Here is a 12,814-nt window from a genome sequence, read left to right as displayed (position 1 = left end):
GGCGATATGGCTATATAGACTCTTTGCGGAACTTTTTTGCCATGTCGCTTTTAGGTATTTCCATGTCGCAAATCACGCCCCGGTTTATGGGCCGTATAACGCCAGCGCTGTTCCTGTCACCGTAACGAATCTGTAACTACGGATTCTGGTTGAGGAAACTCCCTGGTAACCAATGCCGCTGTTGTTATTTGTCGCGTACACCTGCCACTGCAGATGTCGTGCCGACTTGGCGTGAAGGGAATGCAACAAGCGTGCTCAAAATTCGCAACACTTCATGAAATTTTCACAAAATCTGCTACCGAGGGTCGGAAAGTGCCGTAAACACGGGGCGAAGGCTACCTCAGGGCATGATGGAGTCGAGAATCATTAAAATTTGAAAAGCTGTCATGAAAGTCAATGTGTTACCGCAACTTGTTCATCCAGAGTCGTTTGTGGGGTGACAAGTGTGGTGGCGGCGCGCAGACGGCCTCATTTTGGTGCGAAAAGTAGCGCTGTGTTACCGGGAATGTGCAAGGTATCCTTGCAGGCCTGTTTTCCGCTTGAAAGCGGGTTGTTTTTGCCTGAAGGAGATATGCCGTGTTCGTCCTGGATTCGCGTTTGCAGCAGGATTCCCTGGTGCTGGGGGAGTTTGCGTTATGCCAACTGTTGCTGAGCAAGGATGCCAACTACCCATGGTTCATCCTGGTGCCCAAGCGCGCCGGCATCAGCGAGCTGTTCGAGCTGGAAGCGGCAGAGCAGCAGCAGTTGTGGCAGGAAACCACCCTGCTGGCTGAAGCACTGAAGGCCAGCTACGGCGCCGACAAGATGAACGTGGCCACCCTGGGCAATGTGGTCAGCCAGTTGCACATGCACGTGATCGTGCGCCTGCGTGACGATGCCGCCTGGCCAGCACCGGTGTGGGGCAAGTGCCCGGCCGTGGCCTACCGCGACGACCAGTTGCAAGCCATTCGCCAGCGCGTGCGTGGGCTGCAGCTTGCTGGCTATCAGGAGGCCTGACATGTCGCTGGAATTGCGAATCGTCGAACTGGAAACCCGCCAGGCGTTCCAGGATGACACCCTGCAGGCGTTGAATGATGTGGTGGTCGAGCAGGCGCAGGTGATCGAGCGGCTGAAATTACAGGTGGCCGAATTGATCAAGCGCCATGAAGAGATGGTCGGCCAGTACGGCACCGAGGGGGAAGAGGCGCCGCCGCCTCATTACTGATCACACGAGTCCTTGTGGGCGCGGGCATGCCCGCGGCCACAAGGAGCGCTATCGCAAGACAATCAGCGGCGGGTAACTGCCACCACATCTTCGGCCTGCAGGCCCTTGTCGCGGTGCATCACCGAAAACTCCACGCGCTGGCCTTCGACCAGGATGCGGTGGCCTTCGCCGCGTATGGCACGAAAGTGCACGAAGATGTCATCACCCGAATCGCGGGAGATGAAACCAAAGCCTTTCGAGGTGTTGAACCACTTCACCGTGCCGGTATCACGGTTGCCAGTATCCTGGGCGGCATGCTGGATGCTGCGTGCCTTGCGCGGGCTGCGGGCAAAACCCACCGCCAGGTGCAGGGCCACGGCCAGTACCGCACAGACCAGCGCCGCGAGGTTGCCCATTTCCGGGCGAGCCAGCAGCGTCAGGGTCTGCAGCACCACCGCCACCACCAGCAGGGCGCAGGCAAGGTGCTGCAACTGCTGCCGGGCGCCGCGGTAGTACAGCGGCACGACCGGGGCCAGGACCAGGTTGAGCAGGCCGAGCAGGGCAAGGTAAACCGCGTCGGGTTGTTGCAGGAAGGGTGTTGCATCGGTTTTCAGGCTCGGTATGAGCGATAGCAGCAAGGCTGCCACGCCCGTCACCAGATGGACGATCTTGAACATGGGGTTGGCTCACAGTTGAGAAGGCCGATCACAGGAAGAGCTGGCAGCACGGTGCGCATGAGGTGTAGGGCGCGAACACGTGACAAGCCAGCCTATGCACCCGGCAATAACAGTCCGCACGGGTGGCACGGTGCCTATTTAACAGCAAAGGCGAAGGCTACTCAAACCGCAGGCCTCAGTGGGCGATGTGTTGCGCCATGTCACAGGCGGTGTGGGTCAAGTGTTGCTACAGTGGTCGGCGTCCGCTTGAGTCTCAAGCCTTATGGAAAGGGGAACTTCAATGGCAATCGATATCGGTATCAGTGAAGAAGATCGCAAGTCCATCGTCGATGGGCTGTCCCGCCTGTTGTCGGATACCTACGTGCTGTATCTGAAAACCCATAATTTCCACTGGAACGTCACCGGTCCGTCGTTCCGCACCCTGCACCTGATGTTCGAGGAGCAGTACAACGAACTGGCACTGGCAGTCGATTCGATTGCCGAGCGCATCCGTGCCCTGGGCTTCCCTGCGCCGGGGTCTTATGCATTCTATGCACGGCATTCCTCTATCCAGGAGGAGGAAGGCGTACCCCCGGCGGACGAGATGATCCGCCAGCTGGTCCAGGGCCAGGAGGCCGTGGTGCGTACTGCGCGCAGTATTTTCCCGGTAGTGGACAAGGTCAGTGACGAGCCGACTGCCGACTTGCTGACCCAGCGCATGCAGGTGCACGAGAAAACCGCGTGGATGCTGCGGGTATTGCTCGACGGCAAGTAATCAACAGGCGGCGCGTCCCCGGCAGGTGCAGCACAAGGCTGCGCCTGTCGGTAACTGTGCGGGAAGACTTTGCCGCTGCTCTAAACCTGCTGCCCAGCGCTTCATTGGTCACCTGTTACCGGTGACGAGGAAGTAGGGCGCATGATGCAAGCGAGCAAGCGTGTGGCTGGCCAGGGGAGCTGGCCAGGAAAACAGTGCATTGATCCGTTCAAGGCAGATTTCGATATGTTGCAGACGCAGCCGGTATCACGTTCGGTGCGGCTCAACGGTTTTTCCACCTGCCTGCGTCTGGAGGCCGTCTACTGGGGCATCCTGGAACGCATCGCCGCCGCCAACCGCTGTTCGGTCAGTGCGGTGTTGTCCTACGTGGACCGTGAAGTGCACCTGCGCCAGGGTGGAGTGCGCAACTTCAGTGGGCTGATTCGGGTAATCTGCGTTGCCTGGCTGCAAGACCCGCCAAGTGTGCGCTGATCGCCTGGCGGGCTGCGCAGTGCTTGCTAACCATATATAATCCCGCTTTTTGCTGCCCTGGCAGCGAGCGTTGTGGTTGACGAGAGACACCCATGCCCCTTTATGACTATCAATGTGCATCCTGCGAGCACCGCATGGAAGCACTGCAGAAGATCAGCGCCGCGCCGCTGACCGATTGCCCGGCCTGCCAGGCGCCGGCGCTGAAGAAGCTGCTGTCGGTGCCAGGCTTCCGCCTGAGCGGTAATGGTTGGTACGAAACCGACTTCAAGACCGGGGCGAAAAAGAATCTTGCAGGCGGCGACAAGGCCGACTGAGTTGAATGCTGTGACCGGGTCTTGCAGTATTAGCCCTCCGGGCGGCCAAGGCCTCCACCGAATACACGAATCACGAGAAGCGAAACCACCATCATGATGCGCAGCCATTATTGCGGCCAACTGAACGAGAGCCTGGACGGCCAGGAAGTCACCCTTTGCGGCTGGGTCCATCGTCGCCGCGACCACGGCGGGGTGATCTTCCTCGACATCCGTGACCGCGAAGGCATGGCCCAGGTCGTGTTCGACCCGGATCGCGCCGAAACCTTCGCCGCCGCCGACCGCGTGCGCAGCGAATACGTCGTGCAAGTCACCGGCAAGGTGCGCAAGCGCCCTGACGGCGCGGTGAATGCCAACATGGCCTCCGGTGCCATCGAGATCCTTGGCTACCAGCTGACCGTGCTCAACGAAGCAGAAACCCCGCCGTTCCCGCTGAACGAATACTCCGACGTCGGCGAGGAAACCCGCCTGCGTTATCGCTTCATCGACCTGCGTCGCCCGGAAATGGCCGAGAAGCTGCGTCTGCGTTCGCGCATCACCACCAGCATCCGTCGCTTCCTCGATGAAAACGGCTTCCTCGACGTCGAAACGCCGATCCTGACCCGTGCCACCCCGGAAGGCGCGCGTGACTACCTGGTGCCAAGCCGTACCCACGCCGGTAGCTTCTTCGCCCTGCCGCAGTCGCCCCAGCTGTTCAAGCAGCTGCTGATGGTCGCTGGCTTCGACCGCTACTACCAGATCGCCAAGTGCTTCCGTGACGAAGACCTGCGTGCTGACCGCCAACCGGAATTCACCCAGATCGACATCGAGACCAGCTTCCTCGATGAAAGCGAGATCATGGGCCTGACCGAGAGCATGATCCGCAAGCTGTTCAAGGAAGTGCTGGACCTGGAATTCGGCGAATTCCCGCACATGACCTTCGAAGAAGCCATGCGCCGTTACGGCTCCGACAAGCCAGACCTGCGTAACCCGCTGGAACTGGTCGACGTTGCCGACCAGCTGAAGGATGTCGACTTCAAGGTATTCGCAGGCCCGGCCAACGATCCGAAGTGCCGCGTTACCGCCCTGCGCGTGCCTGGCGCCGCCAGCATGCCGCGCAGCAAGATCGACGAGTACACCAAGTTCGTTGGCATCTACGGTGCCAAGGGCCTGGCGTACATCAAGGTCAACGAGCGCGCCAAGGGCGTCGAAGGCCTGCAGTCGCCGATCGTCAAGAACATCCCTGAAGCCAACCTCAACGTGATCCTCGATCGCGTTGGCGCGGTCGATGGCGACATCGTTTTCTTCGGTGCCGACAAGTTCAAGATCGTCAGCGAGGCCCTGGGCGCACTGCGCATCAAGGTCGGCAACGACTTCAACCTGCACACCTGCGAGTGGGCACCGATGTGGGTCGTCGACTTCCCGATGTTCGAAGAGAACGAAGACGGCAGCTTCACCGCGCTGCACCACCCGTTCACCGCGCCGAAGTGCTCGCCGGAAGAGCTTGAGGCCAACCCGGCCACAGCGCTGTCCCGTGCCTACGACATGGTCCTGAACGGTACTGAACTGGGTGGCGGTTCGATCCGTATCCACCGCAAAGAGATGCAACAGGCTGTGTTCCGCCTGCTGGGCATCGAAGCGGCGGAACAGGAAGAGAAGTTCGGCTTCCTGCTCGACGCCCTGAAGTTCGGTGCGCCGCCGCACGGTGGCCTGGCCTTTGGTCTGGACCGCTTGGTCATGCTGATGACCGGCGCCCAGTCGATCCGTGAAGTGATCGCTTTCCCGAAAACCCAGAGCGCCGCGTGCGTCATGACTCAGGCCCCTGGCCTGGTCGACGCCAAGGCCCTGCGCGAGCTGCACATCCGACTGCGCGAACAGACCAAGGTCGAGTAAGCGGTCCCCGGGCGCATCCACATGGATGCGCCTTTGCGTTTCGGCGCAGGTATTTTCCCGTCCCGCCCCGTACAGGGGCGGGGCTGTTTGTGATTCAAAGTATTCGGAGTCGTTATGGCTGGTCATTCCAAGTGGGCGAACATCAAGCACCGCAAAGAGCGCCAGGATGCCAAGAGAGGCAAGGTCTTCACCAAGTGGATCCGCGAGCTGACGGTCGCTGCCAAGCAGGGCGGCCCTGACCCGGCATCCAACCCGCGCCTGCGTCTGGCGCTGGACAAGGCCTTGGGCGCCAACATGAGCCGCGACATCATCGATCGCGCCGTGGCCCGTGGTGCCGGCACCAACGAAAGCGACAACGTCGAAGAGCTCAGCTACGAAGGTTACGGTCCGGGTGGCGTGGCGATCATGGTCGAGACCATGACCGACAACCGCAACCGCACCGCCGCCGCCGTGCGGCATGCCTTCACCAAGTGTGGCGGCAACCTGGGTACCGACGGCTCGGTGGCCTACCTGTTCGAGCGCAAGGGGCAGATCAGTTTTGCCCCAGGCGTGGATGAAGACGCGCTGATGGAAGCGGCGATGGAAGCCGATGCTGACGACGTGGTAGCCAACGATGACGGCTCGTTCGACGTGTTCACCTCGTTCAACAGCTTCTATGCCGTGCGTAACGCCCTGGAAGAGGCTGGTTTCAAGGCCGATGACGCAGAAATCGTCATGCAGCCGACCACCAGTGCCGAGCTCGACCAGGACGGTGCTGAAAAGGTGCTCAAGCTGATCGACATGCTCGAAGACCTGGATGACGTGCAGAACGTCTACTCCAATGCCCAGATTTCCGACGAGATCATGGAAAATATCGGCTAAGGTCTCCTGACCCTTCGCGTCAAGGCTGCTATTGGGGCCGCTGCGCAGCCCATCGCCGGCAAGCCAGCTCCCACAGGTACAGTGCATTTCTTCAGGCCTGCACTGTACTCGTGGGAGCTGGCTTGCCGGCGATAGGTCGCGCAGCGGCCCTAATGGTCTTGAACCGTGAGCTTTGAACGACAGGCACTATGACTCTGATTCTTGGTATCGACCCCGGTTCGCGCATCACCGGCTACGGCGTAGTACGCCAGACCGCCCGTGGCTGTGAGTACGTGGCGTCGGGCTGTATCCGCACCGGCAGCGGCGAGCTGCACGAGCGGCTGCAGATCGTTTTTCGTGGTGTCAGTGAAATCATCGCCCAGCACGAACCGGTGACCATGGGCATCGAGCGGGTGTTCATGGCGCGCAACGCTGACTCGGCGCTGAAGCTCGGCCAGGCCCGCGGCGCGGCTATCGTCGCTGCCGCCGAAGCCGGCCTGGAAATCGCTGAATACAGCGCCACACAGGTCAAGCAAGCGGTGGCCGGCACTGGTGGGGCCAACAAGGAGCAGGTGATGATGATGGTCATGCACCTGCTGAAACTGACGCAAAAGCCGCAGATCGACGCCTCCGACGCCTTGGCCATCGCGTTGTGCCACGCCCACACCCGTTCCAGCCTGGTGCCCCATGGCCTGGCAACGGCGCGGCGGCGCGGCGGGCGCTTGCGTCTGTAGGCGCTTCATGCGCTGATACACATTTTGTTCGGGTGATGCGTTCACCCGTTGCATTTGCTGATAGGGTTGAGCGGTCTTTGACCGGCTCCCCGAGAGGAAGGATCGGAACGTGATTGGACGTTTGCGCGGCACCCTGGCGGAGAAACAGCCGCCGCACCTGATTATCGACGTCAACGGCGTGGGTTACGAACTGGAAGTTCCCATGACCACGCTGTACCGTCTGCCCAAGGTGGGCGAACCCGTCACCGTGCACACCCATCTGGTCGTGCGCGAAGACGCCCACTTGCTCTATGGTTTTGCCGAAAAGCGCGAGCGCGAGCTGTTCCGCGAGCTCATCCGGCTTAACGGCGTGGGCCCGAAGCTGGCACTGGCGCTCATGTCCGGCCTGGAAGTCGATGAGCTGGTGCGCTGCGTGCAAGCCCAGGACACCTCGGCCCTGGTACGCGTGCCCGGTGTCGGCAAGAAAACCGCCGAACGCCTTCTGGTCGAGCTCAAGGACCGCTTCAAGGCCTGGGAAACCTCCCCGGCCATGTTCACCCTGGTGTCCGATGGCCCGCTGCCGGCCGCCAGCGAGTCCAGCGCCGAGGCTGATGCCGTCAGCGCTCTGGTCTCGCTGGGCTACAAGCCGCAGGAAGCCAGCAAGGCGATCGCCGCGATCAAAGACAAGGCCGGCCTGAGCAGTGAAGAGCTGATCCGCCGCAGCCTTAAAGGGATGATTACCAAGTGATCGAAGCCGACCGCCTGATCGCCGCCAGTGGCCGCGACCGCGAAGAGGTCCAGGACCGTGCGATTCGCCCGCTGAGCCTGGACGATTACATCGGCCAGCCGGTGGTGCGCGAGCAGATGGCGCTGTTCATCCAGGCCGCCCGTGGCCGCAGCGAGTCGCTCGACCACACGCTGATCTTCGGCCCGCCGGGGCTGGGCAAGACTACCCTGGCCAACATCATTGCCCATGAAATGGGTGTGTCGGTGAAGAGCACCTCGGGGCCGATCCTGGAGCGCCCGGGCGACCTGGCGGCCATGCTGACCAACCTCGAACCGCACGACGTGCTGTTCATCGACGAGATCCACCGACTGTCGCCGGTCGTCGAAGAGGTGTTGTACCCGGCCATGGAGGACTTCCAGCTCGACATCATGATCGGCGAAGGGCCGGCGGCCCGTTCGATCAAGCTCGACCTGCCACCGTTTACCCTCGTGGGGGCTACCACCCGTGCCGGCATGCTCACCAATCCGTTGCGTGACCGCTTCGGTATTGTCCAGCGCCTGGAGTTCTACAGCGACAAGGACCTGGCCACCATCGTCAGCCGTTCGGCCAACATTCTGGGCCTGGTCATCGAAGACCTGGGCGCCTACGAGATTGCCCGGCGTGCCCGTGGCACGCCACGTATCGCCAACCGCCTGCTCCGCCGCGTGCGCGACTACGCCGAGGTGCGCGGCAAGGGCCAGATCACCAAGGCCGTGGCCGACATGGCGCTGAACCTGCTGGATGTCGACGAACGTGGCTTCGACCATTCCGACCGCCGCCTGCTGCTGACCATGATCGAGAAGTTCGATGGCGGCCCGGTAGGGGTGGACAACCTGGCTGCGGCCATCAGCGAAGAGCGTCATACCATCGAAGATGTGCTGGAGCCGTACCTGATCCAGCAGGGCTACATCATGCGCACGCCGCGCGGTCGCGTGGTCACCCGGCATGCCTACCTGCACTTTGGCCTGAATATTCCCGGGCGTTTGGGGGAGGGTGGTGATTTTTCCGAGCCAGGCGATGAATGACAGATCAAAAGCGACTTTTCGTGGTCCTACCGCTGGCATGCCAAGGGTGCGCTGGCAATAAGACATTAATGAAGAAAAAACAGTTGCCACAGCGGATTGGCAAGCTGAGGAGTAAGCACTAGAGTATGCGCGCGCAAAATCAGCTCGAACCGTTCGCACACCGTTGTCGCGTCTATTACGAAGATACCGATGCGGGCGGCGTGGTGTACTACGTCAACTACCTGAAATTCATGGAGCGCGCGCGCACCGAACGTCTGCGGCATCTGGGTTTTTCCCAGTCGCAGCTGGCCGAAGACAACCTGCTGTTCGTGGTCCATTCCAGCGAAGCGCGCTACCACGCGCCGGCGCGGCTGGACGACGCGTTGCGGGTGACCGCGCAAGTACTTGAACTCAATCGCGCCAGCCTGCGCTTTGTACAGCAGGTCTGGCGGGAAAAGGATGAAACGCTGCTCTGCGAAGGGCAGTTCCTGGTGGCCGCCGTGCGCGCCGACACTTTCAAACCCCGAGCCATACCCCCCCAGCTGCGCGACGCCTTGGCGGCGGACGGCTCGGGTAATCAATCGAATGCAGGAGAATAAGCGTGGAAGCTAACGTCGTCGACCATACCTCCATGTGGAGTCTGGTCAGCAATGCCAGCGTAGTGGTACAGCTGGTAATGCTGATCCTGGTGGCCGCCTCGGTCACCTCATGGATCATGATTTTCCAGCGCAGCACCATGCTGCGCGCCGGTCGTCGTGCACTGGATGCCTTCGAGGAACGCTTCTGGTCGGGCATTGACCTGTCCAAGCTGTACCGTCAGGCAGGCAGCAACCCAGACCCGGATTCCGGCGTCGAGCAGGTGTTCCGTGCCGGCTTCAAGGAGTTCTCGCGCCTGCGTCAGCAGCCGGGCGTTGACCCGGACGCCGTCATGGAAGGCGTTGGCCGTGCCATGCGCGTAGCCATTTCGCGCGAGGAAGAAAAACTCGAGCAGAGCCTGCCGTTCCTGGCCACCGTCGGTTCCACCAGCCCGTACATCGGCCTGTTCGGTACCGTATGGGGGATCATGAACTCCTTCCGCGGCCTGGCCAGCGCCCAGCAGGCCACCCTGGCAACCGTTGCCCCGGGTATCGCCGAAGCGCTGATTGCCACCGCCATCGGCCTGTTCGCAGCAATCCCGGCGGTAATCGCCTACAACCGTTTCGCCGCGCGCAGCGAAGTGCTGATCGGTCGTTACTACACCTTCGCCGACGAGTTCCAGGCGATCCTGCACCGCAAAGTGCACACCAGCGAAGAGTAATCAGGTAGAAGCCCATGGCCCGAGTTCGCCACAAACGCAAGCCCGTCGCCGAGATGAACGTGGTGCCCTACATCGACGTGATGCTGGTACTGCTGGTCATCTTCATGGTGACGGCGCCCATGCTCAACCAGGGCGTGAAAGTCGACCTGCCCAAGGTTTCCAGTGAAGCCTTGCCGCAGGACAACAACGTCCAGATTCTCACCATCTCCATCAAGGCCGACAAGACCTACTACTGGAACCTTGGCAGCGAAGTCGATACCGACAAGCAGATGGACAAGGCCATGACCTTGCCTGACATGACCAATGCAGTGACGAAGATCATTGCTGCCGGCCGTGACCAAGGCAAGCAGACCCAGGTGTTCATTCGTGGCGACAAGGCTGTCGACTATGGCGCGGTCATGGGTGCCATGGGCGGGTTGCAGAAGGCCGGTGTCGGTAACGTTGGCCTGATTACCGAGGCGCCCTGATGCAACAGCGAGAGCCATCCGCCTCGGAAAGCTACTTCTGGCCCAGTGTCTGGGCCATTGGCCTGCATGTGCTGGTGTTTGCCATGCTGTTCGTCAGTTTCGCCATGACGCCTGAGCTGCCGCCTTCCAAGCCGATCGTTCAGGCTACCCTGTACCAGCTCAAGTCCAAGAGCCAGGCGACCACCCAGACCAATCAGAAGATTGCCGGGGAAGCGAAGAAAACCGCTTCGCGCCAGACCGAAGTCGAGCAGCTGGAGCAGAAGAAGGTCGAGCAGGAGGCCGTGAAGGCCGCGGAACAAAAGAAGGCCGACGCCGCTCAAAAGGCCGAGGAGGCTCGCGAAGCCGCCGAGGCGAAAAAAGCCGAGGACGCTGCCAAGGCTGCCGAAGCCGCCAAGGCTAGCGAGGCCAAGAAAGCCGCAGAAGCCAAGAAGGCCGATGAGGCGAAGAAGGCCGCCGAGAAGCAGCAGGCCGACATCGCCAAGAAGAAGGCCGAGGAAGAAGCCAAGAAAAAAGCCGAAGAAGAGGCCAAGAAAGAGGCCGCTGAAGAGGCGAAGAAACAAGCCGCCGAGGACGCCAAGAAAAAGGCAGCCGAAGAGGCCAAGAAAAAAGCAGCCGAGGACGCCAAGAAGAAAGCGGCGGCCGAGGACGCGAAGAAGAAGGCAGCTGAAGAGGCCAAGAAAAAGGCCGCTGCAGATGCCCAGAAGAAAAAGGCACAGGAAGCGGCCCGCAAGGCGGCAGAAGACAAGAAAGCCCAGGCCCTGGCCGAGCTGTTGTCCGACACCACCGAGCGGCAGCAGGCGCTGGCCGACGAGCAGGGTGACCAGGTGGCCGGCGACTTCGACGACCTGATCCGTATGCGCGCGGCCGAGGGCTGGGCACGTCCGCCTTCCGCGCGCAAGGGCATGACGGTGGTCCTGCAGATCAACATGTTGCCGGACGGTACCATCACCAGTGTCAGCGTGGCCCGTTCCAGTGGTGACGGCCCGTATGACAGTTCGGCGGTGGCTGCGGTGAAGAACATTGGTCGTTTGACCGAGATGCAGGGTATGAAGCCGAGCGATTTCAACCAATATCGTTCGTTCAAGATGACATTTACACCTGAGGATCTAGCGTTGTGATTAAACGTCTGAGAGGACTGCTGGTCATGCTGTGCTGCGTGGCAGGCATGGCCGTGGCAGAGGAAAAGAACATCCTGGTCACCAGCGGCAGCGACCGGGCAACGCCCATCGCGGTAGTGCCGTTCGGTCTGCAAGGTGGTAGCGTGCTGCCCGAGGACATTGCCGACATCATCGGCAACGACCTGCGCAACTCCGGCTACTACTCGCCGATTCCACGGCAGAACATGATCAGCCAGCCATCGCAGGCCAGCGAAGTCATCTTCCGTGACTGGAAAGCGCTGGGTGCCCAATACGTGATGGTCGGCAGCATCGTGCCATCGGGCGGTCGCCTGCAGGTGCAGTACGCACTGTTCAACGTCGCCACCGAGCAGCAAGTGCTGACCGGCAGCGTCGCGGGTAGCACCGACCAGTTGCGTGACATGGCGCACTACATCGCCGACCAGTCGTTCGAGAAGCTCACCGGCATCAAGGGTGCGTTCTCTACCCGCATGCTGTACGTGACGGCCGAGCGTTTCTCCACCAACAACACCCGCTACACCCTGCAGCGTTCGGACTACGACGGTGCGCGTGCGGTCACCCTGCTGCAATCGCGTGAGCCGATCCTGTCGCCACGCTTTGCGCCAGATGGCAAGCGTATCGCCTATGTGTCGTTCGAGCAGAGACGCCCGCGCATCTTCATTCAGAACATCGATACCGGCCGCCGTGAGCAGGTGACCAACTTCGAAGGCCTGAACGGCGCGCCAGCCTGGTCGCCGGACGGTTCGCGCCTGGCGTTCGTGCTGTCGAAAGACGGCAACCCGGACATCTATGTGATGAACGTGGCGTCGCGCCAGATCAGCCGGGTTACCGCAGGCCCAGGTATCAACACCGAGCCGTTCTGGGGTAAGGATGGCAATACCCTTTACTTCACCTCCGACCGTGGCGGCAAACCGCAGATCTACAAACAGTCGGTCAGCGGTGGTGGTGCCGAGCGCGTAACCTTCGTGGGCAACTACAACGCCAACCCGAAACTGTCCGCTGACGAAAAGACCCTGGTGATGATCCATCGCCAACAGGGCTTTACCAACTTCAAAGTGGCGGCACAGGACTTGCAGCGCGGAAGTGTAAAGATTCTCTCGGAAACAAGTCTTGATGAGTCTCCCACTGTTGCGCCAAACGGCACCATGCTAATCTACGCCACCCGCCAGCAGGGCCGGGGAGTCTTGATGCTCGTGTCGCTTAATGGCCGCGTGAGGCTCCCACTTCCTACCGCTCAAGGCGAAGTCAGAGAACCGTCCTGGTCCCCTTACCTGAACTGATTGCGGCGTAATACGTTTTGCTTAACACACTGGGGTTTCATTA

General features: G+C 61.1%; 16 protein-coding genes. 15 read left to right on the top strand and 1 reads right to left on the bottom strand.

What is annotated here, in order from left to right; genetic code table 11:
- Positions 1 to 576: 576 nt before the first annotated feature.
- Together MRBLPB4O_RS21670 and MRBLPB4O_RS21665 are read left to right on the top strand one after the other, a co-directional pair.
- Positions 577 to 996, top strand: coding sequence for an HIT domain-containing protein (locus MRBLPB4O_RS21670; RefSeq protein WP_341796556.1), 420 nt, complete (start codon positions 577 to 579; stop codon positions 994 to 996).
- 1 nt (position 997) lies between these two features.
- Positions 998 to 1,204 (top strand): SlyX family protein, encoded by a 207-nt coding sequence (locus MRBLPB4O_RS21665; protein ID WP_016498318.1) that lies wholly within the window; start codon positions 998 to 1,000, stop codon positions 1,202 to 1,204.
- A gap of 62 nt (positions 1,205 to 1,266) precedes the next feature.
- Here MRBLPB4O_RS21665 and MRBLPB4O_RS21660 read toward each other — a convergent pair whose 3' ends face one another.
- Positions 1,267 to 1,860 (bottom strand): cold-shock protein, encoded by a 594-nt coding sequence (locus MRBLPB4O_RS21660; protein ID WP_341796555.1) that lies wholly within the window; start codon positions 1,858 to 1,860, stop codon positions 1,267 to 1,269.
- 280 nt (positions 1,861 to 2,140) lie between these two features.
- On the opposite strand from MRBLPB4O_RS21660, the gene MRBLPB4O_RS21655 reads away from it, so the two are divergent.
- The 13 genes from MRBLPB4O_RS21655 (at position 2,141) to tolB (ending at position 12,771) form a co-directional block, all read left to right on the top strand.
- On the top strand, positions 2,141 to 2,614 hold the full coding sequence (locus MRBLPB4O_RS21655; RefSeq protein ID WP_341796554.1) for a Dps family protein: 474 nt from the start codon (positions 2,141 to 2,143) through the stop codon (positions 2,612 to 2,614).
- 141 nt (positions 2,615 to 2,755) lie between these two features.
- Positions 2,756 to 3,085: a ribbon-helix-helix domain-containing protein gene (locus tag MRBLPB4O_RS21650; RefSeq protein ID WP_016488658.1), complete on the top strand. Its 330-nt coding sequence runs from the start codon at positions 2,756 to 2,758 to the stop codon at positions 3,083 to 3,085.
- A 92-nt stretch (positions 3,086 to 3,177) separates the two neighbouring features.
- Positions 3,178 to 3,399: a zinc ribbon domain-containing protein gene (locus tag MRBLPB4O_RS21645; protein WP_016498320.1), complete on the top strand. Its 222-nt coding sequence runs from the start codon at positions 3,178 to 3,180 to the stop codon at positions 3,397 to 3,399.
- A gap of 93 nt (positions 3,400 to 3,492) precedes the next feature.
- Positions 3,493 to 5,268, top strand: a complete 1,776-nt coding sequence (gene aspS / locus MRBLPB4O_RS21640; protein WP_016498321.1) for an aspartate--tRNA ligase — start codon at positions 3,493 to 3,495, stop codon at positions 5,266 to 5,268.
- A 114-nt stretch (positions 5,269 to 5,382) separates the two neighbouring features.
- Positions 5,383 to 6,129, top strand: a complete 747-nt coding sequence (locus tag MRBLPB4O_RS21635) for a YebC/PmpR family DNA-binding transcriptional regulator (RefSeq protein ID WP_059394726.1) — start codon at positions 5,383 to 5,385, stop codon at positions 6,127 to 6,129.
- Between the two features lie 188 nt (positions 6,130 to 6,317).
- Complete coding sequence (gene ruvC, locus MRBLPB4O_RS21630) at positions 6,318 to 6,842, top strand: crossover junction endodeoxyribonuclease RuvC (protein WP_016498323.1); 525 nt, start codon at positions 6,318 to 6,320, stop codon at positions 6,840 to 6,842.
- Between the two features lie 109 nt (positions 6,843 to 6,951).
- Entirely contained in the window at positions 6,952 to 7,569 is a 618-nt protein-coding gene (gene ruvA, locus MRBLPB4O_RS21625; RefSeq protein WP_016498324.1) for a Holliday junction branch migration protein RuvA, read from the top strand.
- Positions 7,566 to 8,612 (top strand): Holliday junction branch migration DNA helicase RuvB, encoded by a 1,047-nt coding sequence (ruvB, locus tag MRBLPB4O_RS21620; RefSeq protein ID WP_043201924.1) that lies wholly within the window; start codon positions 7,566 to 7,568, stop codon positions 8,610 to 8,612. The genes ruvA and ruvB overlap by 4 nt, the downstream gene beginning before the upstream one ends.
- A 125-nt stretch (positions 8,613 to 8,737) precedes the next feature.
- Positions 8,738 to 9,190, top strand: a complete 453-nt coding sequence (gene ybgC / locus MRBLPB4O_RS21615) for a tol-pal system-associated acyl-CoA thioesterase (RefSeq protein WP_016498325.1) — start codon at positions 8,738 to 8,740, stop codon at positions 9,188 to 9,190.
- Between the two features lie 2 nt (positions 9,191 to 9,192).
- Complete coding sequence (gene tolQ / locus MRBLPB4O_RS21610) at positions 9,193 to 9,888, top strand: protein TolQ (RefSeq protein ID WP_008090219.1); 696 nt, start codon at positions 9,193 to 9,195, stop codon at positions 9,886 to 9,888.
- Between the two features lie 14 nt (positions 9,889 to 9,902).
- Entirely contained in the window at positions 9,903 to 10,355 is a 453-nt protein-coding gene (tolR, locus tag MRBLPB4O_RS21605; protein WP_012273765.1) for a protein TolR, read from the top strand.
- Positions 10,355 to 11,473: a cell envelope integrity protein TolA gene (gene tolA / locus MRBLPB4O_RS21600; protein WP_016498326.1), complete on the top strand. Its 1,119-nt coding sequence runs from the start codon at positions 10,355 to 10,357 to the stop codon at positions 11,471 to 11,473. Before tolR ends, tolA begins: the two co-directional genes overlap by 1 nt.
- Before the next feature lie 26 nt (positions 11,474 to 11,499).
- Positions 11,500 to 12,771, top strand: coding sequence for a Tol-Pal system beta propeller repeat protein TolB (gene tolB, locus MRBLPB4O_RS21595; RefSeq protein ID WP_341798919.1), 1,272 nt, complete (start codon positions 11,500 to 11,502; stop codon positions 12,769 to 12,771).
- The last annotated feature ends 43 nt before the right edge of the window (positions 12,772 to 12,814 follow it).

This window comes from Pseudomonas sp. LPB4.O (genome assembly GCF_038383825.1).
GTDB lineage: Bacteria > Pseudomonadota > Gammaproteobacteria > Pseudomonadales > Pseudomonadaceae > Aquipseudomonas > Aquipseudomonas putida.
This window is presented reverse-complemented; position numbering and strand designations above follow the sequence as displayed.